The 21507-nt window shown below is 66.8% G+C and carries 22 protein-coding genes; 9 read left to right on the forward strand and 13 right to left on the reverse strand.

The window, feature by feature from the left end:
• Positions 1–110: 110 nt before the first annotated feature.
• From HHL27_RS00710 to HHL27_RS00720, 3 genes are all read right to left on the reverse strand, one after another.
• Positions 111–545: a hypothetical protein gene (locus HHL27_RS00710; protein WP_169491466.1), complete on the reverse strand. Its 435-nt coding sequence runs from the start codon at positions 543–545 to the stop codon at positions 111–113.
• A gap of 391 nt (positions 546–936) precedes the next feature.
• Complete coding sequence (acuI, locus tag HHL27_RS00715; RefSeq protein ID WP_169491467.1) at positions 937–1914, reverse strand: acrylyl-CoA reductase (NADPH); 978 nt, start codon at positions 1912–1914, stop codon at positions 937–939.
• Complete coding sequence (locus HHL27_RS00720) at positions 1911–3554, reverse strand: GMC family oxidoreductase (protein ID WP_169491468.1); 1644 nt, start codon at positions 3552–3554, stop codon at positions 1911–1913. Before HHL27_RS00720 ends, acuI begins: the two co-directional genes overlap by 4 nt.
• A 149-nt stretch (positions 3555–3703) precedes the next feature.
• Between HHL27_RS00720 and HHL27_RS00725 the strand changes: the two genes are divergently transcribed.
• Positions 3704–5242 carry an acetyl-CoA acetyltransferase gene (locus HHL27_RS00725; RefSeq protein WP_169491469.1) on the forward strand — a complete coding sequence of 513 codons (1539 nt, stop codon included), beginning with the start codon at positions 3704–3706 and terminating at the stop codon, positions 5240–5242.
• Positions 5243–5256: 14 nt separating this feature from the next.
• On the forward strand, positions 5257–5838 hold the full coding sequence (locus HHL27_RS00730) for a gamma carbonic anhydrase family protein (protein WP_169491470.1): 582 nt from the start codon (positions 5257–5259) through the stop codon (positions 5836–5838).
• A gap of 41 nt (positions 5839–5879) precedes the next feature.
• On the opposite strand, the gene HHL27_RS00735 is transcribed toward HHL27_RS00730, so the two are convergent.
• Genes HHL27_RS00735 through HHL27_RS00745 form a run of 3 tightly spaced genes read right to left on the reverse strand, consistent with a single transcriptional unit; the run spans position 5880 to position 8112 of the window.
• Positions 5880–6629: an SDR family NAD(P)-dependent oxidoreductase gene (locus tag HHL27_RS00735; protein WP_338114787.1), complete on the reverse strand. Its 750-nt coding sequence runs from the start codon at positions 6627–6629 to the stop codon at positions 5880–5882.
• A 2-nt stretch (positions 6630–6631) separates the two neighbouring features.
• Positions 6632–7171, reverse strand: coding sequence for a cupin domain-containing protein (locus HHL27_RS00740; protein ID WP_169491471.1), 540 nt, complete (start codon positions 7169–7171; stop codon positions 6632–6634).
• Positions 7168–8112, reverse strand: coding sequence for a fumarylacetoacetate hydrolase family protein (locus HHL27_RS00745; RefSeq protein ID WP_169491472.1), 945 nt, complete (start codon positions 8110–8112; stop codon positions 7168–7170). The genes HHL27_RS00740 and HHL27_RS00745 overlap by 4 nt, the downstream gene beginning before the upstream one ends.
• A gap of 167 nt (positions 8113–8279) precedes the next feature.
• On the opposite strand from HHL27_RS00745, the gene hisD reads away from it, so the two are divergent.
• From hisD to HHL27_RS00770, 5 genes are read left to right on the forward strand one after another with little or no spacing between them, the layout of a single operon-like run.
• Positions 8280–9611: a histidinol dehydrogenase gene (hisD, locus tag HHL27_RS00750; protein ID WP_169491473.1), complete on the forward strand. Its 1332-nt coding sequence runs from the start codon at positions 8280–8282 to the stop codon at positions 9609–9611.
• Positions 9611–10366: an SDR family NAD(P)-dependent oxidoreductase gene (locus tag HHL27_RS00755; RefSeq protein ID WP_169491474.1), complete on the forward strand. Its 756-nt coding sequence runs from the start codon at positions 9611–9613 to the stop codon at positions 10364–10366. Before hisD ends, HHL27_RS00755 begins: the two co-directional genes overlap by 1 nt.
• A gap of 12 nt (positions 10367–10378) precedes the next feature.
• Positions 10379–11530 carry an alpha/beta hydrolase gene (locus HHL27_RS00760; RefSeq protein WP_169491475.1) on the forward strand — a complete coding sequence of 384 codons (1152 nt, stop codon included), beginning with the start codon at positions 10379–10381 and terminating at the stop codon, positions 11528–11530.
• Between the two features lie 3 nt (positions 11531–11533).
• Complete coding sequence (locus HHL27_RS00765; RefSeq protein ID WP_169491476.1) at positions 11534–11941, forward strand: VOC family protein; 408 nt, start codon at positions 11534–11536, stop codon at positions 11939–11941.
• Positions 11938–12228 carry an antibiotic biosynthesis monooxygenase gene (locus HHL27_RS00770; RefSeq protein ID WP_169491477.1) on the forward strand — a complete coding sequence of 97 codons (291 nt, stop codon included), beginning with the start codon at positions 11938–11940 and terminating at the stop codon, positions 12226–12228. Before HHL27_RS00765 ends, HHL27_RS00770 begins: the two co-directional genes overlap by 4 nt.
• A 33-nt stretch (positions 12229–12261) precedes the next feature.
• On the opposite strand, the gene HHL27_RS00775 is transcribed toward HHL27_RS00770, so the two are convergent.
• Together HHL27_RS00775 and HHL27_RS00780 are read right to left on the reverse strand one after the other, a co-directional pair.
• Entirely contained in the window at positions 12262–13248 is a 987-nt protein-coding gene (locus tag HHL27_RS00775) for a LysR family transcriptional regulator (protein WP_169491478.1), read from the reverse strand.
• A 28-nt stretch (positions 13249–13276) separates the two neighbouring features.
• Positions 13277–14194 (reverse strand): NAD-dependent epimerase/dehydratase family protein, encoded by a 918-nt coding sequence (locus tag HHL27_RS00780; protein ID WP_169491479.1) that lies wholly within the window; start codon positions 14192–14194, stop codon positions 13277–13279.
• 224 nt (positions 14195–14418) lie between these two features.
• Between HHL27_RS00780 and HHL27_RS00785 the strand changes: the two genes are divergently transcribed.
• On the forward strand, positions 14419–15552 hold the full coding sequence (locus tag HHL27_RS00785; RefSeq protein WP_169491480.1) for an FAD-dependent monooxygenase: 1134 nt from the start codon (positions 14419–14421) through the stop codon (positions 15550–15552).
• 79 nt (positions 15553–15631) lie between these two features.
• Positions 15632–16090 carry a winged helix-turn-helix transcriptional regulator gene (locus tag HHL27_RS00790; RefSeq protein ID WP_169491481.1) on the forward strand — a complete coding sequence of 153 codons (459 nt, stop codon included), beginning with the start codon at positions 15632–15634 and terminating at the stop codon, positions 16088–16090.
• 50 nt (positions 16091–16140) lie between these two features.
• On the opposite strand, the gene HHL27_RS00795 is transcribed toward HHL27_RS00790, so the two are convergent.
• The 5 genes from HHL27_RS00795 to HHL27_RS00815 form a co-directional block, all read right to left on the reverse strand.
• Positions 16141–16377: a hypothetical protein gene (locus HHL27_RS00795; RefSeq protein ID WP_169491482.1), complete on the reverse strand. Its 237-nt coding sequence runs from the start codon at positions 16375–16377 to the stop codon at positions 16141–16143.
• Entirely contained in the window at positions 16377–17963 is a 1587-nt protein-coding gene (locus HHL27_RS00800) for a phytoene desaturase family protein (protein ID WP_169491483.1), read from the reverse strand. The genes HHL27_RS00795 and HHL27_RS00800 overlap by 1 nt, the downstream gene beginning before the upstream one ends.
• Entirely contained in the window at positions 17960–18772 is an 813-nt protein-coding gene (locus HHL27_RS00805; protein WP_169491484.1) for an SDR family NAD(P)-dependent oxidoreductase, read from the reverse strand. Before HHL27_RS00805 ends, HHL27_RS00800 begins: the two co-directional genes overlap by 4 nt.
• A 104-nt stretch (positions 18773–18876) precedes the next feature.
• Positions 18877–19965, reverse strand: a complete 1089-nt coding sequence (locus tag HHL27_RS00810) for a VOC family protein (RefSeq protein ID WP_169491485.1) — start codon at positions 19963–19965, stop codon at positions 18877–18879.
• A gap of 142 nt (positions 19966–20107) precedes the next feature.
• Complete coding sequence (locus HHL27_RS00815) at positions 20108–21505, reverse strand: efflux transporter outer membrane subunit (RefSeq protein ID WP_240959225.1); 1398 nt, start codon at positions 21503–21505, stop codon at positions 20108–20110.
• Positions 21506–21507: the final 2 nt, after the last annotated feature.

Consider the following 21507-nt stretch of genomic DNA (forward strand, 5'->3'; position numbering starts at 1 on the left):
GGATACGAGTTCCCGAGATTGAAATGAACTCGGGCCGACTACAGATGATGTGTTCAGCGATGGCAGTAATCGCCATAAGTATTTTATCTGCGGGTCCCCGGTCTCGCGCGTCAGCGATGGACGGGCGACCAGCCGAAATCGATGTCGCCTTCCATCGAATAGACGATGCACCAGCTGAAATCCTCGGCCACGAAGTAGTGGTGCGCGGGGACCGAGACGATCGATCGCAGGTGGCGCTGGAACGTGATCAGCGATGCGCGCAGGGCAAAGTCGATCGGCCCTTCGCTCAGGTAGAATGCGGGCTGGTCGTTGCCCAGCGCGGTTCGCCGGTCCTCGAAGAAGGCCGAAAAGCCCACCAGGCTGCGCGCGCCGGCGCTGACGGCAAGGTGGCCTCTGGTCAAGCTCCAGTCGATCTTCGCCCCGGCAAAGGGAAAGGACTGCTCCAGCCGCCGGCCGATGTCCTCGCTGGACCGGTACAGCCCGATCGTCCCCGCCGCGATCGGCAGGGCCAGTGCATCGCGAAGTTCCTGTGCGGCCCGGTCCATGCCTCTTCCCTCGGCGACAGGCCCCGGCCTCGCAACCCTGTGGTCCACATCGCACTCCGATATGCACCAAAGGGCAATCGCGGCGCGCCGAGCCAGATGGCCATCGGCGTGTCAGGCTATGAATTGCATATGCATGGTGTAACCACAACAGGTGTCCAACATCGCGGCGGCGATGTCCTACACCCCTGATCGCCTGTATACCGGGCGCCATGCACCGCCCGAACACCCCGCAATCCTGCCATTTCCGCTGTCCACGGCTCCGCCGTCGGCAGCCTTGGACTGCCGGTCGGGAGTTGCTGGAAGTTTATCCCCTGAATTCTGTCAACTTTGTCAACTTGGCCGATTTAGGATGGGCCGATCCGGCGCGGACCGGCCTCATCCGTACGGCCGATCAGCCGATCTCCACCACGATCCGCCCGCGCACCTTGCCAGCCAGGATCTGCGGGCCGAGTGCGATCACGTCCTCCAGCGGTACGGTGGTGATCATTGCTTCCAGCCTGTCGAGATCCAGTTCGCTGGCCAGCCGCTGCCACGCCTCGAACCGGCGCGGGCGGGGGCAGTGCACGGAATCGATGCCCAACAGCTTGATCCCGCGCAGGATGAACGGCGCCACCGATGCCGGCAGGTCCATGCCCTGCGCCAGCCCGCACGACGTCACTGCGCCGTCGTACTTTGTCTGGGCAAGGACATTGGCGAGCGTGTTGGAGCCGACCGAATCCACGCCCGCCGCCCAGCGCTCGCCGGCAATCGGCTTGGGCGTGCCGGACAGCTCGTCGCGGTGGATCACTTCGGCTGCGCCCAGCCCCTTCAGGTATTCGGCCTCCTCGGTCCGCCCGGTCGAGGCGATGACATGCCAGCCGGCCCGGGCGAGCAGCGTCGTCGCCACCGAGCCGACCCCGCCGGCCGCCCCCGTCACGATCGCCGGGCCATGGTCGGGCGTCACGCCCACGGCATCGATCGCCATGACCGAGAGCATCGCGGTGTACCCCGCCGTGCCGATCGCCATCGCCTGCCGCGCCGTCAGCCCTTCGGGCAGCGGCACCAGCATGCTCGCGGGCACCCGGCTCTTCTGCGCATATCCGCCAAGGTGGGTCTCGCTCGTCCCCCAGCCATTCAGGAGAACCTTGTCGCCGGGCTTGTAGTCGGGGCTGCTCGAACTTTCGACCACGCCGGCAAAGTCGATGCCGGGGATCATCGGAAAGCGGCGGACGATCGGTGCCGCGCCGGTCAGCGCCAGGCCGTCCTTGTAGTTGATCGTCGAATGGCTGATCCGGACGGTCACGTCGCCGTCCATCAGGTCGGCCTCGGGAAAGTCCTTCAGCGCGACGGTCTGCCCGCCTTCGCCCTTTTCGATCACGATCGCCTTCATCGTCGCAGTCCTTTCTGGTTGTCGGCAAGCACCATGGCGGCGCCTTTAGCCCCGATCATCACGGTTGGCGTGTTGGTGTTCCCCGATGTGATCGTCGGCATCACCGAGGCATCGATCACGCGCAAGCCTTCGATGCCGATCACGCGCAGCCGGGCATCGACCACGGCGGCCGGATCGTCGGTTCGGCCCATCTTCGCCGTGCCGACGGGGTGGAAGATCGTCGTGCCGATGTCGCCCGCCGCCTTGGCCAGCGCGGCTTCGTCGTCGCCCACGCCGGGGCCGGGCAGCCATTCGGCGGGCTGGTAGGGGGCGAGCGCGCCTTGCCCCATCAGCCGGCGGGTAACCCGGATGGCATCGGCGGCGACACGGCGGTCCTCGTCGGTCGCCAGGTAATTGGGCGCGATCACCGGCTTGTCCGCCGGATCGGCCGAGCGCAGCCGCACGGCCCCGCGCGATGTGGGCCTGAGGTTGCAGGCCGACACGGTGATCGCCGGGAAGCGGTGCAGCGGATCGCCGAACTTGTCTAGCGACAGCGGCTGGACGTGGAACTGGATGTTGGCGCGCTCGTGATCGGGCGAGGAGCGGGTGAACAGGCCGAGCTGCGAAGGCGCCATCGTCAGCGGTCCGTTGCGGAACAGCGCGTATTCCACCCCCATCCACGCCCGGCGCGCCAGGTTCCAGTACGTTTCGTTGAGCGTGCGCACCCCCGCCACGGTGTAGATCGCGCGCTGCTGCAGATGGTCCTGCAGGTTGCCGCCGACACCCGGCCGGTCGAGCAGGCGGGCGATGCCATGGCGCGCCAGCTCCGCCGCCGGGCCGATGCCGGAGCGCTGCAGGATCAGCGGGCTCGCCACCGCACCTGCACACAGGATCACTTCGCCCCGGCACCGCGCCTCCACCACCTCGCCGCCGCGGCGGAAGCGGATGCCGGCGGCGCGGCCCTGTTCGATCACCACGCGGTCGACCAGCACCCCGGTTTCGAGCCGCAGGTTGGGGCGCCCCAGCACCGGCTTGAGGAACGCCCTCGCCGCCGACCAGCGCACCCCGCGCTTCTGGTTCACATGGAAATAGCCGACGCCTTCGTTGTCGCCGGTGTTGAAATCGGGCACCGAGGCGACGCCCATCTCGTTCGCGGCGCGGGCCACGGCATCGAGCACGGGCCAGCGCACGCGCGGCGGTTCGACCCGCCATTCGCCGCCGGTTGTGTGATGTTCTCCATCGCCCAGGAAGTGATCGTCGAGGCGGCGGAACACCGGCGCGACGTCGGCCCAGCTCCAGCCTTCGAGGCCCAGCTGCCGCCAGTGGTCGTAGTCGGCCGCCTGCCCGCGCATCGAGATCATCGCGTTGATCGCCGAGCTGCCGCCGATCACCTTGCCACGCGGATACTTGAGCGCGCGGCCGTTGAGGCCGGGTTCGGCTTCGGTTTCGAACATCCAGTCGGCACGCGGATTGCCGATGGCGAACAGGTAGCCGACGGGAATGTGGAACCAGATCCAGTTGTCCCGCCCGCCCGCTTCGAGCAGCAGGACGCGCGTGCCAGGATCGACGGAGAGGCGGTTGGCGACGACGCATCCGGCGGAGCCTGCGCCGACCACGATGTAGTCCCAATCGCCTTCCAGCCTGACGCCGTCTTCGCCCAATTCCGCCTCTTCCCGACAATCGCCTCGTGCGAGGGCGGTTGATTAATCGCGCAGTTAAGAACACTGATGGCGCAACGAATCAACCGGCACAAGTGCGCGTTGGCAAGCAAGCGCCACCCGCACCGCCGCCCTGCAAGAGGTGCCCGAACGTGACAGTCAGCGATACCACCCCCGTCATCGTCGGCGTCGGCCAGTTCGTCGAACGGATCGATGCCCCCGACTATGCCGGGCTTTCGTTCGCCGACCTTTCCGAACGCGCCGCCGCCGCCGCGATCGCTGATGCCAAAGGCGATTCTGGCGCAGACATTTCCGGGCGCATCAAGGCGGTGGGGTCGGTGCGCACGTTCGAGGAATCGGGCGCGATGCAGGTGCCCTTCGGTCGCGCGGAAAAGATGCCGCTGGCCGTGGCGCGCCGGCTGGGGCTGAAGCCGGACGTTGCCATCCTGCACAAGGTCGGCGGCCAGTCGCCGCTCGCGCTGATCGCGGACCTGGGCGACAAGATCGCGCGCGGCGAAGTCGAGGCTGCGCTCGCCTTCGGCAGCGAGGCGATCTCCACCGTGCGCCACCTGACCACCAAGGGCGAGACGCGCGACTGGGCCGAACATGACGATGGCGAGATGATCGACATGGGGATGGGCTTCGAAGGCACGCTTTCGGCCACCAGCATCGCCCACGGCATCCGTGCCCCGGTCGTCGCCTATGCGCTGTGCGAGAATGCGCGCCGGGCCAAGCTGGGCCTGTCGCGCGCCGACTATGCGCTCGAAATGGGCAAGCTGTTCGCCCCGTTCACCGAAGTCGCCGCGACCAACCCCTACAGCTCGGCCGCGGTCAAGCCGATGAGCGCGGAAGAGATCGCCACCGTGGGCGAGCGCAACCGCATGATCGCCGATCCATACCCGCTCAAGATGGTATCGCGCGACCAGGTGAACCAGGCGGCGGCCGTGGTGCTGATGTCGGTCAAGGCCGCGCGCGAAGCGGGCGTGCCGGAGGACAAGTGGGTCTACCTCCACGGCGCGGCGCTCGGCACCGAGCGCGAGATCCTCGACCGGCCCGAGATCGACGCCTATCCGGCGGCCAAGGGCGCGATCGACGCCGCCTTTGCGACAGCGGGCAAGAGCGCCGACGACATGGCCGCGTTCGATTTCTATTCCTGCTTCCCGATCCCGGTGTTCAACGCGGCGGTGCGCTATCTGGGCCTTTCGCCGCAGGATCCGCGCGGGCTGACCGTCACCGGCGGGCTTCCCTACTTCGGCGGGGCGGGCAACAACTATTCGATGCATGCCTTTGCCAGCATGACCGAAACCTTGCGCGAAAAACCCGGCAGCTTCGGCTTCGTCGGGCTGAACGGCGGCTTCCAGTCGAAGTATGGCGCGGCGATCCTGTCGACCACCCCGCGCGAATGGCCGGGCTGCGAAACGAAGACGGTGCAGGACAAGCTCGACGCCGTACCCAAGGCGGTGCTGGCAGAAAAGCCAGCGGGCGCAGGCACGGTGGGCACTTATACGATCGTCTATGCCAAGGCCGATCCGGTGCAGGCGATCGTGATCGGCGACCTCGACAGCGGGGGGCGGTTCATTGCAGAAAGTCGCGATGCCGCGACCATCGCCGCGATGATCGAAAGCGATCCGCTGGGCAAGAAGGTGACGGTGACGCCGGACGAGAAGCGCAACAGCTTCGTGCTGGGCTGAGGAGACGAGAAGAAATGATCAACCGGCCCGACACCACCATCATCGCCATCCACGGCAAAGCCCCGCGCATCCACGACAGCGCGTTCATCGCGCCGGGCTGCCGGATCATCGGCGATGTGGAGATCGGGCCGGACGTGTCCATCTGGTACAACTGCGTGATACGCGCCGACGTCAACCGCGTGGTGATCGGCGCGCGCAGCAATATCCAGGACGGCACCGTGATCCACTGCGACAGCCCCGAGCCGCGCCACCCGAACGGATTTCCGACGATCATCGGCGAAGACGTGCTGGTGGGCCACATAGCGATGATCCACGGCTGCACGATCGAGGATCGCGGCTTCGTCGGGCTGTCGACCACGGTGATGAACGGCTGCGTGATCGAAAGCGACGGCATGCTGGCGGCGGGTGCGCTGCTGACACCCAACAAGCGGATCGGCGCACGCCAGCTGTGGGGTGGTCGCCCGGCGGCCTACATGCGCGATCTGACCGACGAGGCGATCGCGGGAATGCGCGCGGGCGTGGCGCACTATGTGGAGAACGGCCGCGCGCATAAGGCGGCGGTGGATGCGGCGCTGTTGGCGGACGCCGCCGGCTGATACCTTGGGTCGAGCTGGCCGCCGCGCGATGCGGGCGCGGCTCAGCTGCCGTCGGTGATCAGCGTGCCGCCATCGACGACAAGGTTGTGGCCGGTGACGAAGGCGCCTGCGGCCGAAGCGAGGTAGACCGCGGTACCACCGATCTCCTGCGGCGTGCCGGGGCGGCGCAGCGGCGTCATCGCCATGCGGCGGGCCATGAACGCCGCATCGTCGATCAGCGGTTGCGACAGTTCGGTGGCGATGAAGCCGGGCGAGATGGCATTGACCCGCACCGCCTGCGGCCCCCATTCGACCGCAAGGTTGCGGGCAAGCTGGGCGACCCCGGCCTTCGCCAAGGCATAGGCATTGATGCGCCCGTTGCCGCGCAGCGCCGAAAGGCTGGCAATCAGGATCGCCGCGCCACCGCCCGCGGCCGCGATGTGCGGCAGGGCAAGGTTGCACAGGACGACCTGGCTGCGCAGGTTGATCGCCATCACCCGCGCATAATCGTCCATGTCGATCGTTGCGAAGGGACCGGCGCGGCCGGTGATCCCGGCATTGCAGACGGGCACGTCGAGCCGGCCGAGGGCGGCAAGCGCGAATTCGACCAGTGCGGCCAGATCATCATCGCTGCTGACGTCGCAGGGCAGGCCCGGCATGCCAAGTTCGGCGGCGACGCGCGCGGTGTCATCGGCATCTTCGCTGGAGATGACAACCCGCGCGCCCGCCGCGATCAATCCTTCGGCGATGGCGCGACCGATTCCCCGCGTGGAGCCGGTGACGATCGCGCCCTTTCCTGAAAGATCGAACACGATCAGTGCGAGCCCACTTCGTGGCCCGTCACCTGTTCGGGCTTGGCTTCATCGAGCGGAACGCCGTTGTGCAGGTAGGCCGGCGCTTCGATCAGGATGAAGGCGATGCGGCAGACCTTGTCGGTGGTGTTGCGCCACAGGTGGTTGGTGCCGCGCTGGATGATGATGCCGCCCTGGCGGATCGTCTTCTTGCGCCCGTCTTCCAGCTCCAGCTCGATCTCGCCTTGCAGCACGATGCCGTAGTCGATCGAGTTGGTCCGGTGCATCGGGCTTTCCTTGCCCGGCAGCATGTCGGTGATGCGGATGACCGACCCGCCTTCGAGCGTCAGGCCGGTCTTGCGGTCGCGCCCGTCGGTTTCGTCGTTGTTGTCGGCCGGGACGGTGGCGGTGCTCCAGATCGTGAGGAACGAGGCGTCGCCGGTGGGAATCATCCGCGTGGGGCTGAAGTCCTCGGACTTGAACACGGCGCGGCCGTTCTCGTCATGGCCGGTGACGACGCGCTGGACGGCCGGCAGGCCGGAATCGGAAAGAATCTCACTCACGGTTGCACCACCTTCTGCTTGAGCACGCCGAACGGCGAACGGCCATCTGCGGTCCGCGCCTCCATCTGCACGGTATCGCCGTACTTCATGAAATCGGTGATCGGCGCGCCGGTATCGACGATCTCGATCCCGCGCCGCTCGGCGATGCAGGAGGAGCCGACTTCGCGATATTCGGGGTTCGACACCGTGCCCGAGCCGATCACCGTGCCGGCGGCAAGGCGACGGGTGCGCGCGGCGTGGGCGATCAGTTCGTGGAAGCCATAGGCCATCGGTTCGCCATAGGCGTTGCCGAATTGCCGGTCGTTCCAGTCCACCCGCAGGTGCATCGCCGGGCGGCCGTTGCGCCAGGCATCCCCTAGTTCGTCGGGCGTGACGGCAAAGGGCGCCATGCCGCAGGGGGGCTTGGCCTGGAGCCAGCCGAAGCCCGAGCGCATTTCGGGGCCCGCCAGCTTGCGCAGCGACCAGTCGTTGATCTGCACGACAAGGCGGATGTAGGCGTGCGCTTCGTCCGCGCTGGTGCCCATCGGCACTTCATCGACGATGATGCCGAATTCGCCCTCGAAATCGATGCCGAGATCTTCCGATGCCATCGGCACGTCGGCATTGGGACCATAGAAGGTGTCGGACACGCCCTGGTACATCGGTGGCCAGTCGGGCTTGAACGGCTCGATCGCCAGGGCCTTGTCCATCAGTTCGCCATGGCTGGGATAGACCGAGCCATCGAGCCACTGCCACGCGCGCGGCAACGGGGCCAGCAGCGCGGCGGGATCGAGATCGTGTTCGAAGCGGTCGATCGCGGCAAGCGCGCCGGCTTGCGCGGTCCAGTTGTCGAGCAGATCGAGCAGGGTGGCGACAGGGGCCGGTGCATAGCGCGTCCCGTCGGGGGAGACCACCACGAGGCGGCCGTCCTTCGTTCCATCTTGAAGCGTGGCCAGGCGCATGCCGGCAGTTCTCCCGTTATTATTCGTAAGTGCCGCGTAGCCCCAGCCCAAGCCGGCCTTCAAAGGAATTTGGTCGATAGAATGGCATTGATTCTATGCGATGGTGGGCTCTGCCACGGTGATGCAAGGGAGCTGCCGACAATCATCCAGACCTTGCGGGGAGTATTATGGCCCAGTGGCTCAAGCGCGGCGCGGCTGCAGAGGTTAAGGCAGAAACGGACCGGAAGGTCCGCGATATCGTCGAGGCGGCCCTGGCCGACATCGAACAGCGCGGCGATGCCGCAGTGCGCGACATGTCGATCAAGTTCGACGGCTGGGACCGGGAAGACTACCGGCTGAGCCAGGCCGAGATCGATGCGGCGGTCGACAGCCTGAGCCCGCAGGAGCGCAAGGACATCGAGTTCGCGCAGGCCCAGGTGCGCAACTTTGCCCAGATCCAGCGCGACAGCATGAAGGACGTCGAGGTCGAGACGCTGCCCGGCGTCGTCCTTGGCCACAAGAACCTGCCGATCCAGAATGCCGGCTGCTATGTCCCCGGCGGCAAGTATCCGCTGCTGGCTTCGGCGCACATGTCGGTGATCACCGCCAAGGTGGCCGGCGTGCCGCGCGTCATCACTTGCGCTCCGCCGTTCCAGGGCAAGCCCGCCCGCGCGATCGTCGCCGCCCAGGCGATGGCCGGCGCCGATGCGATCTATGCGCTCGGCGGCATCCAGGCGATCGGCGCGATGGCGATCGGCACACAAAGCATCTCGCCGGTCGACATCCTTGTCGGCCCGGGCAACGCCTTCGTCGCCGAAGCCAAGCGCCAGCTGTTCGGCCGCGTCGGCATCGACCTGTTCGCAGGCCCGACCGAAACGCTGATCATCGCCGACGAGATCGGCTGCGATCCGGAAATGGCCGCGACCGACATCCTCGGCCAGGTCGAGCATGGCCCTGACAGCCCGGGCGTGCTGCTGACCAACAGCGAGAAGTTCGCGCGCGAGACGATCGCCGAGATCGAGCGCCTGCTGCAGATCCTGCCGACCGCCGATCACGCGCGCAAGGCGTGGGAAACCTTCGGCGAAGTCATCGTGGCTGACAGCTACGAGGAGATGGTCAGGGTTGCCGACGACATCGCCAGCGAGCACGTCCAGGTGATGACCGCCGACCCGGACTACTTCCTCAAGAACATGACCAACTATGGCGCCCTGTTCCTGGGCCAGCGCACCAACGTCAGCTTCGGCGACAAGGTGATCGGCACCAACCACACCCTGCCGACGAAGAAGGCGGCGCGCTACACCGGCGGTCTGTGGGTCGGCAAGTTCCTCAAGACCTGCACCTACCAGAAGGTGCTGACCGACGAGGCTTCGGCGCTGGTCGGCGAATATTGCAGCCGCCTGTGCGCGCTGGAAGGCTTTGCCGGCCATGGCGAACAGGCCAACATCCGCGTCCGTCGCTTTGGTCACCGCGACGTGCCCTATGCGGGCCAGGCGACGCCGAGCGAGCTGACGGTCGCCTGATGGGCTTGCCGCGCACGCCTGCGTTCAGGCTTGACGGCAAGCGCGCGATCGTGACGGGGGCGGGTCGCGGGATCGGCCTCGCCGCCGCCGCGGCGCTGGCCGAGGCCGGCGCCGCGGTCACCCTCGTCGCCCGTTCGGCGGGCGAGATCGAGGCGGGTGCGGCCGAGATCGGCAACGGCGCCCAGGCCGCCACGCTCGATGTCTCGGACATGGGCGCGGTGGCCGCGTTCTTTGCCGAGCGCGAGCCGTTCCACGTTCTCGTCAACAATGCCGGCACCAATCGGCCCAAGCCGATGTGGGACGTGACCGAGGACGACTTCGACGCCGTCCTGGGGCTCAACGTCAAGGCGGCCTACTTCGTCGCGCAGGGCTGCGCGCGGCGGATGATCGAGACCGGTACGGCGGGATCGCTGATCCACATGGGCTCGCAGATGGGCCATGTCGGCGGGCCCAATCGCAGCCTCTATTGCGCGAGCAAGTGGGCGCTCGAGGGCATGAACAAGAGCTTCGCGCTCGACCTTGCCCGGCACGGCATCCGTTCGAACACGATCGCGCCCACGTTCATCGAAACGCCGCTGACGCGCCCGTTCTTCGAGGATCCCGAGTTCAAGGCGAGCGTCCTTGCCAAGATCAAGCTCGGCCGCATCGGCCAGCCCGAAGACCTGATGGGCGCCGTCGTGTTCCTCGCCTCCGAAGCCTCGGCGCTGATGACCGGAACCAGCCTTGTCGTCGATGGCGGCTGGACCGCAGAATAGAAAGTCCCTGAAATGTTCGAACCGTTTCCCGGAAACTACGTGTGGAATCTCGGCATCAACCTGGCGCTGATCGCCGGCGGCAACCACGGCGAGCTGGACGAGGCCTGCCGCCCCGTGCGCGAGGCGGCCAAGGCGGGCGCCGACGCTGGTTCGGCGCAGCTGTTCGACAGCTGGATCGCGGTGGCCGACCAGGTCGCCCGCAATGCCGAGCGCGACGAAAGCGAGGGCTTCCTGCTGTCCGCCGGCGCGAAGTACCTGCGCGCTTCGGGCTACTACCTGGGGGCCGAGCGCCTGCAGAGCCGCGACTACGCCCCGCGCTGGATTGCCTATGACAAGGGGCTGGAGCTTTACCACAAGGGCAGCGCGCTGAGCGGCCTCCACGTCGACAAGGTCGAGATCCCCTACGAAGGGTCGAGCTATCCCGCGATCTTCGTCCACGATGGCAGCGGCACGCCGCGGCCGACGCTGGTTTCCGTCAACGGCCTGGATTCGATGAAGGAACAGGTCAACATGGCGGGCCACGGCTCGGTCAACCTGGCGCGGGGCATGAACACCCTGTTCCTTGACCAGCCCGGCACGGGCGAGGCGATCCGCAAGCGCAACCTGCCTGCGGTCTACGACGCCGAGCGCTGGGGCAGCCCGGCGTTTGACTATCTGCTGACGCGATCGGACGTGCTCCATTCGAAGATCGGCATCTTCGGCCTTTCGTTCGGCGGCTATCACGCCCCGCGCATCGCCGCGAACGATCCGCGCTATGCGCTTTGCGCGGTGATGGGCGCCAACCACGTCTGGGGCCAGCGCCAGCGCGAACGCGTCGCCAACGAAGGCGAAAACCCGGTGCCGCATTACTGGGACCACGTGATGTGGGTCTTCGGCATCGACAACCGCGAAGATTTCCTGACCTATGCCGACCAGATCACGCTGGACGGCCAGGTCGAAAAGATCCGCGTACCGTTCCTGATCACCCACGGCGAAAACGACCGCCAGATCCCGGCGTACAACGCACAGATGAGCTATGATCAGGCGGTCAACAGCCCCAAGCGCGCGCTGCGCATCTTCACCAGGAAGGACTTCGAGGTGGAACATTGCGGCGCGGACAACGGCACCGGCATGCGCGACTACATCGCCGACTGGTGTGCGCAGACCTTCGCCGAGCTGGGTTGAACGATGGCCGAGTTCACCTTTCACCACGGCGGCGTTTCGGTCCCCAGCCTTGACGAGGCGATCGACTGGTACGGGCGCGTGCTCGGCTTCGAGCTGGAAAAGCGCTTCTACATCGAAGCCGCGCGCAGCCACACCGCGATGGTCCGCAAAGGGCCGCTGCGCTTCGAGATCTTCGAGGTGGAGGGTGCGGCGCCGTTGCCCGAGGAACGGCGCATGCCGCCCACCGACGTGAAGACGCATGGCAACAAGCACGTGGCGTTCCGCGTCGACAGCCTCGACGATTTCCTCACCGAGATGGAAGAGAAGGGGGCGGACGTGGCGTTCGTCGTGCGCGAAAAGTTCGGCCGGGGTTGCTTCCTGCGCGACTGTGCGGGAAACCTGATCGAATTCGTCGAGGAGCCGGTGTCGTGATCTTCGAAGTTGCCAGCCTTGTCATCGATCCTGCGCGCGCGGCGGAATTCGAAGCGGCCGTGGCGCAGGCCAAGCCACATTTCGAGGCCGCGCGCGGCTTCGTCTCGTTCGCGCTGCAGCGCGTGATCGAGGAACCGGGCGCCTACCGCCTGCTCGTCGGCTGGGAAACGGTCGAGGCGCACATGGTCGACTTCCGCGAATCCGAAGGCTTCCAGCACTGGCGCGGGCTGGCCGGCCCGTTCTTCGTGGCGCCGCCGTCGGTGGTCCACGTCGAAACGGTGGTCTGACCGGTCGGCAGCGGTTGCGGCCGCCCCGCCGGCTCAGGCTGATCGGGGCCGGTTCATCCGGTATTCGATTTCGAGCGGGTCGATCGCTTCGCCGCGCCCGTCGGCCGGGCCGGCGCCCTTGCTGTCGGCCGCCTGCGCGAGCTTTTCCACCACCCAGCGCAACAGCGCATCGTTGTTGTTGGAAATGTGCCACTGCAGCGTTTCGCGGATCGGCGGGATGTCGAACGGCAGGTCATGCATGACCAGCGGGCCGTTCTGCGTGACGATCTCCGCCATGCGCCGGTGCATGGTGGCGATGCGGTTGGTGTTGATTAGCAGGCCCGGCAGCGAAAGGAACGATGGCGCGACCACCTCGACGCGGCGCTGCTGCTTCTGGCGGCGCATGAACCAGTCCTCGAACGCGGGCACGCGCAGCTTGCCGAAGCGCGCGGTGACGTGGCCGAGCGCGAAGTAGGCATCGCGCGTCATCGGCTGCGCCATCGCCGGATTGCCGTCCCAGCCGACCACCACGTAGGTGTCCTCGAAGATGTCCCGGCTGGGATGGTCGGTCGAAGTGGCGAAGTGGATCGTCAGCAGCAGGTCGATGTAGCCGCGTTCCAGCGCCTCGATCGGGGCGTCGTGCATCGGCTGGATCTCGAAGCGGATGTTCGGGGCTTCCAGCGCGATCGCGGCGATGGCGCGGGTAAGCAGCACCTCGGTGGAATAGTCCGAAGCCATGATCCGGATCTGGCGGTCGGCGGTGGCCGGCTCGAACGGCGGCGCCACCGCAACCGTGGTGCGGATCTGTTCGAGCACGCTGCGGACCGGTTCGATCAGTTCCTCGGCGCGCGTGGTGAGGGTCATCTGCCGACCCTTCACCACCAGCAGGTCGTCGCCGAAGTATTCGCGCAATCGGCCGAGCGCGGACGACGTGGCCGATTGCGACAGGCACAGCCGGTAGGCCGCAAGGCTCACGCTCTTTTCGGTCAGCAGCGCATCGAGCGCCACGAGCAGGTTGAGATCCAGCTTTCCGAACCGCATCGTCTTCTCTCCCGATTTTTTGGTTTTTTCAGATCAGCGTCAGCGCCGATCTGACAAGTTCGCCAAGATCGCCATCGTGGCGGAACCCGGCGCGTTCCGCGGCCGGCGTCGCCAGCGGCGGCTGCGCGGCAAAGGCCTGTTCCAGCGCGGCATCGGGCTGATAGGTGACGAGGCTGTCCGAAACGCCGCACTGGCGCGCGATCTCTGCGGCGAGGTCGCCCATGCGGATGCGCAGCGCCGGCAGCGTCACCGCGCGCGTCGGCGGCAGCAGCGCGGTGTCGAGCGAAAGCGCGTGGAGGAAGTTGTCCGCGCAGCGGGCGACCGATTGCGCCCAGATCATGCCATCGGCGGAAACCGGGCACGTGAATGCCTCGCCCGCTTTCAGCGCGTGGAACAGGTCGCTCATGAATGCGGACTTCATGCCCGACGGACCCTTGGGCCGGGCCAGGATGCCCGGCAGGCGGACGGTGACGCCATCGATCGTGCCGCGGTTGGAGAACATCGCCACGGCATGTTCCAGCATGGCCTTGTGCCCGCCGTAGATCAGCTTGGGCGAAAGCGGCGTGGCATCGTCGACGCTTTCGGGCAGCGGATCGCCGAACACCGCGATCGAGCTTGCGTAGATGAAGCGCGGGCGCCGGCCGCCGGCGGCAGCTTCGAGGATCAGGTCATAGCCTGCATCGATGTTGATCCGGCGCGAGGCGACCGGGTCCTGCTCGGCGGCACCGCCGGGAACGGTGGCGAGGTGGATGACCGCATCGCAGCCTTCGGCCAGGGCGTCTGCCCGCACGTCCGCATCGCCAAGATCGCCGGCCAGCGTGCGCACGCCATCGGGCAGGCCGTGGGTGGCAATGTCGATCGCGGTGACGCTGTCGCCCTGCGCCACCAGGCGCTCGACGATCGCACGGCCGACAAAGCCGGCTGCACCGGTGACCACGATCTTCATCCCGTTCTCCCACTGTCTTGAGCGCGCCACGATCGTGCGTGCGCGCGTAAATCCGATCCCGCTAGGCCTATAGCCGACCGGCTCCAAGAAGGTACTTTTTTGTGCCCTCCGCAGGCCTGAAAACCGCACTTTTCCGGGCCTCACCTTCACCCGATCGATAGCTGGTCATCCATGCTTCGGGTTTGTCTTGGACGCGCTGCGCCAGCAGGAAGAAGGCCATGGGCATGGACAGGATCACGAGCATCGAAACGGCGCTTGTCGTCGGCGGGGGCATTGGCGGAATGGCGGCGGCGGCAAGCCTCGCCGAACGGGGCGTGAGCGTCGAGCTCATCGATCTCGACCCGCAATGGCGCGTCTATGGGGCGGGGATCACGATCACCGGGCCGACGCTGCGCGCATATCGCCGGCTCGGCCTGCTCGACCAGATCAAGGCGGAAGGGGCGATCACCAACTGCAGCCGGGTGTTCCGCTATGACGGCACGCTCGTCCACGATCTGGAAGAGCCGATCATCGAGGAAGGTCTGCCCGCCACCGGCGGGATCATGCGCCCGGTGCTGCACCGGATCATGCAGGGCAAGGTGCGCTCGCTCGACATCCCGGTGCGCCTGGGGGTGACCGTGACGGCGCTGGACAACCGCGACGGCGGGGTCGACGTGGTTTTCTCCGACGGCACGACCGGTCGCTACGATCTGGTGGTCGGCGCGGACAGCGTGTTTTCACGCGTGCGCGAGATCGCCTTCCCGCACATGGCGCCCGCGCAGCCGACCGGGCAGGGCTGCTGGCGCATATCGATGCGCAAGCCGCCCGAGCTGAAGGGCGGCGAATTCTATTTCGGCCACGACAACCCCGCCGGGATTACCGCCTGTTCGCCCGACAGCATCTACATGTGGATGCTGACGCGGCACGAAGAGCGCGAAACCTTCATGGACGAGGAGGAACTGTTCGTCACCCTGAAGGACCTGCTCAAGGATTTCGGCGGCAGCCCCGGCTGGATCCGCGACAACATGACGCGCGATGACTGGATCAACTATCGCCCACTGGTGGCCGCGATGCAGCCCGGGCCGTGGTTCAACGGCCGGATCGTGCTGCTGGGCGATGCCGTCCACGCCACGACCCCGCACCTGGCCTCGGGCGCAGGGATGGCGGTGGAAAGCGGCATCGTGCTGGCCGAGGAACTGGCCAGGGCGGACGACGTGACCGCAGGGCTCCGGGGCTACCAGGATCGCCGCTTCGAGCGCTGCCGCTACGTGATCGAAAGCAGCGTGCGGATGGGGCAGCTGCAGCTCGATCACGCTGCGACCGAAGAAGTGACCAAGGTGCTCGAATCCGCGCTGGATTGCCTGAACGCGCCGTTCTGACACCGCCCGTGTCCCGCTCGGTCACTTGATCGCGGGGGGCATTGATCTAGAATCGGCCTCCGGGAAGATGGAGACCGGGATGAAAGGCGCTATCGACCTGTCGGGCATCGATCCTGCCTTTCACCAGCAGGTCGACCTGCTCGCGCGCGACATGAGCGCGCATGGCGTGCGCCGCGACGAGCCGGTGCGCACGACGTTCGCCATGCTGGGAGACCGGTGGTCCACGCTGATCCTGCTGGTGCTGGGCTTCGGCACGTGGCGCCATGCAGAGCTGCGCCGCGTGCTGGGGCGGCTGGGGGCCGAGGAAAAGATCTCGCAGCGCGTGCTGACGCTCAAGCTGCGGGCGATGGAGCGCGACGGCTATGTCGTGCGCCACGTGGTGCCGACGGTGCCGCCAAGGGTGAGCTATGCGCTGACCGACCTTGGCGCCGAACTGCGCGACCATGCGACGGGGCTGATCGGCTGGGTCAATGCCCACCAGCAGGAAATACGCAAGGCCCGTGTCCGCTTCGACCTGGCCGAGGCGGACGCAGACTGATCGTTCAACGTTGCACGCTCTTTGGCGTGATGGTGCGACCCGCGAAGGGCTCAGTCCTTGCGGAAGAGAATTGTCAGCAGGAACACGATGGTCTTGAAGTCGAGCAGCTTGAGCGCGGCGCGGGCCTGGCTGGGGGTCAGCTTCGCGACCATCGGCATGGCGCCGAAGATCTTGCCGCGGATCACCAGCGTGCTGCCGTCCCGCTCCAGCTTGCGGATCGCCATCAGTTCCTTGTCGTTCGCGTCAAGGATCTTGGCGACGGGGACAATCTTGCGTTCATTGGTCATCACACCGGCCCTCCGCAGACCTTGTCGTAATCCAGCCCCATGTCGTCCATCATCTGGATCGCGGTGGCGCGGCCCGCGCCGAACACGCCGCCGCCCGGGTGCATGAAGGGGCCGACGAGGTAGAGGTTTTCCACCCCCGGCACCCGCAGCGAGCCGAGATCCGGCGTCGGGCGGTGCCCTGCCGACTGGTAGAAGAACGGACCGCAGCCGTGGATGTCGCCGCGCACGAAGCTCGCCGGGCTGTCGCGTTCGTGATCGATCGGCGAGCGGACCAGGCGGCCGGTGATGTTGTCGTCGCCCAGGTTTTCGTAGAACTTGCGGTACTGGGCGAGCGCGTTGTCCGCGACTTCCTCCTTGCGCTCGTCCCACGAACCCGGGCCATGCGGGTAGAGGTTGTAGGGCGCGAAGTTCACGCCATAGAACACGCCGGCCCCTGCGGGCGCGCGCGATGGATCGAAGATGGTGTTGTCGCCGCCCGCGATCAGGCGGGGGCTGACCTCGCCGTGCTTGAGCTTGTCATACTCGATGCACATGTCGCGCACGGTGTAGAAGTCCATCAGCTCGGTCATCATGGCGTTGCAGTCGTTGCCGACCTTGAGCCGCAGACGCTCCTTCAGCGTCAGGTGGGTAAGGTTGATCGAGAAGGTCGACTGCGAGACGCGCTCGGCGCGCTCGAGCACCGGCTCGGGCGTTTCGGCGACGAACTTGCGCAGCACGTGCGGATGGATGGCGCCGATCACGCCGTCGCGCGCCATGAAGGTTTCGCCATCGACCAGTTCGAGCCCGGTGGCGCGGCCGCCCGAGACGATCACCCGCTTCACTTCGGCATTGCAGCGCACCTCGCCCCCGAAATGTTCGATGGCGCGGACCAAGGCGTGGCTCAGCTGGCCCGATCCGCCCTTGGGCATCGAGCAGCCGAAGGTGTGGACGATCCCGGGCATGACGAAGGCGCCCATGCCGGTGCCCAGCTCGTCGGGCATCTGCAGGTTTTCGGTGACCATGCGCACGATGTGCAGCTTGAGCAGGTCGCTTTCGAAATAGGCATCGACGATGTCGAGCGCGCTGCGCTGCATCAGGTCGAGCAGGAAGCGGCCTTCGTCCGACTGGTCCATCATCGCCACGAAGGCGCCGAGCGGGAAGGGCGGCGCATACATGCCGCTCATCAGCATGGGCAGCGCCGTCTGGCTCATCTTCACAAACTTGCGATAGGCTTCGGCATCGCGCGCGCCGGCGACGCGGGTGAGCTCCTCGCAGGTGCGGTCCAGATCCTTGTAAGACCGGATGACCGTGCCGTCTTCCCAGATCGAGACGTGGATCAGGTCGGGATAGATGTATTCGAGGCCGAACTTGGAGAGCAGGCCGAGCTCGTCCTCGCGCAGCATCGGGTTGCCCTGGATCATGATGTGCACGTTCGAGTGCTCGTCATGCCAGAACCCGGGCTTGAGCAGCTCGCGCGTGGAAACGCCGCCGCCGTAGTGGGGCTTGCGTTCGAGCACGAGCACCTTCTTGCCGGCCTTGGCCATGTAGGCGGCGGCGACCAGCCCGTTGTGGCCGGCGCCCATCACGACGATGTCATGCTGGCTCATGCGTGGTCTCCCGAAAGGAATGCGCGGAATCCGGGAAGGCCGGGCACGTGGCTGGCACCACCGCCGTCGGCGACCAGCACGTGGCCGGTCACGTTGCGCGCGGCATCCGACGCCAGGAAGGCGACCGCCTGGGCGATGTCGTCGGGTTCGCCCAGCTGGTCGCGCAGCGTTTCGCCTTCCACGGTCTGGCACAGCAGCGGCGGGAACGCTTCCTTGAGCGCCGGGGTCAGCGTCATGCCCGGGGCGACGGCGTTGCAGCGCACGCCGGCCTTGCCGTGGCTTGCCGCGATGGCCCGGGTAAGCTGGATGACCGCCGCCTTCGACGAGGAATAGGCGGCCTGGATGATGTGCCCCTGCAACGCCAGGTTGCTGACGGTGTTGACGATATTGCCACGCGTGGCGCGAAGGTGCGGCAGGGCGGCGCGGCAGGCGATCATCGTGCCGCGCACGTTGACGGCATAGGTGCGGTCCCACAGCGCGGTGTCCATGGTTTCGACATCGCCATCGGCGCGCGCCACGTCGGGCCCCAGCAGCGCGGCATTGTTGTGCAGCACGTCGAGCCGCCCATAATGGCTGACGGTGCGCGCGATCATGTCGACAACCGCGCTCTCGTCCTCCAGGTTCATTTCGATGGCGATGGCGCCGGGAAGTTCGCCGGCCAGTGCGTTGGCAGCTTCGCCATTGATGTCGGCAATGGCGACATGCGCGCCGCGCGCCGTCATCAGACGGGCCGTCGCGGCTCCGATGCCGCCAGCCCCGCCGGTGACGATCGCCACCTTGCCATCAAGCCTGATCGCGTCTGCGCTCATGCGATACCTCTCCCTGTCATCCTCTTCCCCGGACCCTTGAACCGGCGGTGGATGCCGGGGAAGAAGGCACTTTTTTGTTCCTGCGGCCCGCTTTGCGGGCTCGTTCAGATCGCGTGTTCGTCGTCTGCGGTCAGGTTCGCGAGGTCGCCCGAGATGGCCTGCTTGCCGGGCTTGGCACGGCGGTAGGGATCGAAGCTCTTGCGGTCCGAATCGAACGCCATGTCCCATGGGATGTCATCGCCGCGGAAAATCGCGGGTGCGTTGTGCGACCACAGCAGCGAGCCGAACTTGAAGTCCCAGGCGCGCGGCACCCAGCCATCGTCGAGGTAGTCGGTATCGGCGTGGTATTCGGCCTCACCGGCGTGGCCGGGGATCTCGCAATAGTAGTAGATCGCCGACGAGATGCGGTGGCGCGAGATGCCGCCACTCGTGTTCATCGTGGTGTTCTTCCACCCCTTGTTATCCATGATGTTGGCGCCGAGCATGACTTCGTCGATGTCGTCGCAGCCAAAGGCGATGTGCATGAACTTGAAGTGATCGGGCGCGATCGGCAGGTCGCAGTTCACCCAGAAGATCGAATGGTGTTCGAACGTGCCGCCGGCCCGCGCGAAGATGCCGGTGCCCTTCGAGTGATCGATATAGCGGAAGCCAAGGTGGCGCTCGTAGAATTCGAAGCTGCCGACATAGTCGGGGCTGAAGAACACCACGTGGTTGATCGTCTTGGGAATGGCGCGCTTGCGCCAGATGCGGTGCTCGTTGAAGCGCGGCCAGTGCGCCGGGGTGTTGACCGGGCTGGTGTGCGAGATGACCTGGCGCTTGTTCCAGACGCGCAGGGCGATCGGCTGGCCATCGGGGCAGACGCAATGGACGGTGCCATCGGCATCGCGCGTGACGGCGACTTCGCTGGCCAGGCTGGCGGTGATCCGTTCGAGGTTTTCGGCCGTGTCGATGCCCCACACGGTTTCCTTCAGCCCATCGCCGTCGAACGGATCGGGCGAAGGCAGGCGGGCATCGCCATGGGCCAGGATGATCACCCGGCTGCCCGACTGCAGGCGAAAGACGCTTTCGGTTTCCGTCGTGCTTTCCAGCGGAAGGCCGAAATCGGTCCAGAAACGCGTGTGTTCGGCAAGGTCGGCAACGCCGAACACGACGCTTTCGACGCCAAGAACCGCGGTGGAAGACGAAAGAGGCATGACAACTCCCAGGATCTGATCAGGGCGCTGTCATGCCCAACCGGCGTTGGGTCCGGAAACGCAAGTTTCCGGACCCACACTATCCATTTCGCAGATGGGTCGGTCAGAGCGCCGCCTATCGATGCAACGGGATGGGGCGGCCTCAGCCGGCGAGCGCATCCCCGCCCAGCGCCTGGTAGACCTGGATCTGCGCGTCGATGGCGTTGAAGCGGTTCTGGATCACGCTGGTGCGCGCGGTGCGGGTGCGCTCGCGCGCATCGATCAGCGTGCGCAGCGGGATCAGCCCGACATCGTACTGCCGCTGGTAGAGCTGCTCTGCCGCTTTGGCGGCAACGAGCGCCGCCTGCAGCGCGCCTGCCTGCTGCACGTATTGTTCGCGCGCGGACAGCGCGATCTGGGTATCGCGCAGCGCGTTGTAGAACGTCGTGCGGAACTGCTCGGCGGCGATGCGGTACGTGGTGCGGGCGACAGCCGTGCCCAGGCGGATCTTTTCTGGGTTCAGCTCGGGCAGCGAGAACAGCGCGCCGATCGAGGCGATCGGGTTGGACAGGAACCCGGTCAGCGACGTGCTGCTGCCTCCCAGCGAGCCGGTCAGGCTGAACCGCGGATAGTAGCTGGCGACGTTCGCATCGCTGGTCGCCAGCGCGCCGCGCAGGCGCTGTTCGGCGGCGGCAAGGTCGGGCCGGCGGGCAAGCAGCTGCGCGGGCACGCCGGCCGGGATCGTCGGCAGTTCGCCATCGGGCAGCGCGGTGGGCTGCGGCCCGTCGTAGCCCTGCCGGCCCATCAGCGCGGCGAGCGTCTTGAGCGCCTGGACGCGGGCCTGGACAAGCTGGGTCTGCTGCGCTTCGAGCGAGGCGAGATCCTGCTCCGCCTCCCGCGGGGAAAGCGCCGAAACCGCGCCGGCATCGTACGAGCGCCGCACCAGCTGCAGCGATTTGCGCGACCGCTCGATGCCAATTTCGCCCAGCGCGATGGTCTGGTTGGCATAGGCCAGCTGCCACCACGTCGTCACCGTGGTGCCGATCAGCGAAAGGCGGGTCGAGGCAAGGTCGCTCTGCGTCGCCTCGGCTTCCCAGCGCGCGGCATCGGCCGCGGCGTCTAGCCGGCCGAACAGGTCGATCTCCCACGAGGCATCGAGCGCGGCCGAAGACGACCTGTTCCACCCGGCGCCATTGCCGTCGAGCGGCTTGCTGGCACCGGCCGATGCGCTGGCCGACCCGCTGGGGAACAGGTTCTGCCGCGACAGCCGGCTCGACAGCCGCGCCTGCCGCAGCGTGAGCCCGGCGGCGGCGAGGTTCGGGTTGGCGGCGAGGACTTCGTCGACCACGGCCGAAAGCTGCCGGTCGTCGAAGTTGTTCCACCACGGCGCCGTGCCGGTGGCGGCGCTGCCCGACAACGTCAGGTCGAAAGCCTGGCCCACCGGCGTTGCCGGCGCCTTGTAGGTGCTGCGGGTGACTGCAGCGCAGCCGGTGGTGGCTAGCAGCAGGGCCAGCATTCCGGCGACGGTCGCCTTGCGGCGGAGCGTGGTGGGAAGGTTCATCG

The sequence above is a fragment of the Novosphingobium olei genome, from assembly GCF_012927405.1.
Classification (GTDB): domain Bacteria; phylum Pseudomonadota; class Alphaproteobacteria; order Sphingomonadales; family Sphingomonadaceae; genus Novosphingobium; species Novosphingobium olei.

Bases quoted from the DNA above. Each gene is read 5' to 3' on its own strand.
- HHL27_RS00710 (WP_169491466.1), bottom strand. From the start codon at position 545: ATGGACCGGGCCGCACAGGAACTTCGCGATGCACTGGCCCTGCCGATC.
- acuI (WP_169491467.1), bottom strand. From the start codon at position 1,914: ATGAAGGCGATCGTGATCGAAAAGGGCGAAGGCGGGCAGACCGTCGCG.
- HHL27_RS00730 (WP_169491470.1), top strand. From the start codon at position 5,257: ATGATCAACCGGCCCGACACCACCATCATCGCCATCCACGGCAAAGCC.
- HHL27_RS00745 (WP_169491472.1), bottom strand. From the start codon at position 8,112: ATGCGCCTGGCCACGCTTCAAGATGGAACGAAGGACGGCCGCCTCGTG.
- hisD (WP_169491473.1), top strand. From the start codon at position 8,280: ATGGCCCAGTGGCTCAAGCGCGGCGCGGCTGCAGAGGTTAAGGCAGAA.
- HHL27_RS00755 (WP_169491474.1), top strand. From the start codon at position 9,611: ATGGGCTTGCCGCGCACGCCTGCGTTCAGGCTTGACGGCAAGCGCGCG.
- HHL27_RS00760 (WP_169491475.1), top strand. From the start codon at position 10,379: ATGTTCGAACCGTTTCCCGGAAACTACGTGTGGAATCTCGGCATCAAC.
- HHL27_RS00765 (WP_169491476.1), top strand. From the start codon at position 11,534: ATGGCCGAGTTCACCTTTCACCACGGCGGCGTTTCGGTCCCCAGCCTT.
- HHL27_RS00775 (WP_169491478.1), bottom strand. From the start codon at position 13,248: ATGCGGTTCGGAAAGCTGGATCTCAACCTGCTCGTGGCGCTCGATGCG.
- HHL27_RS00780 (WP_169491479.1), bottom strand. From the start codon at position 14,194: ATGAAGATCGTGGTCACCGGTGCAGCCGGCTTTGTCGGCCGTGCGATC.
- HHL27_RS00785 (WP_169491480.1), top strand. From the start codon at position 14,419: ATGGACAGGATCACGAGCATCGAAACGGCGCTTGTCGTCGGCGGGGGC.
- HHL27_RS00790 (WP_169491481.1), top strand. From the start codon at position 15,632: ATGAAAGGCGCTATCGACCTGTCGGGCATCGATCCTGCCTTTCACCAG.
- HHL27_RS00795 (WP_169491482.1), bottom strand. From the start codon at position 16,377: ATGACCAATGAACGCAAGATTGTCCCCGTCGCCAAGATCCTTGACGCG.
- HHL27_RS00800 (WP_169491483.1), bottom strand. From the start codon at position 17,963: ATGAGCCAGCATGACATCGTCGTGATGGGCGCCGGCCACAACGGGCTG.
- HHL27_RS00805 (WP_169491484.1), bottom strand. From the start codon at position 18,772: ATGAGCGCAGACGCGATCAGGCTTGATGGCAAGGTGGCGATCGTCACC.
- HHL27_RS00810 (WP_169491485.1), bottom strand. From the start codon at position 19,965: ATGCCTCTTTCGTCTTCCACCGCGGTTCTTGGCGTCGAAAGCGTCGTG.
- HHL27_RS00815 (WP_240959225.1), bottom strand. From the start codon at position 21,505: ATGAACCTTCCCACCACGCTCCGCCGCAAGGCGACCGTCGCCGGAATG.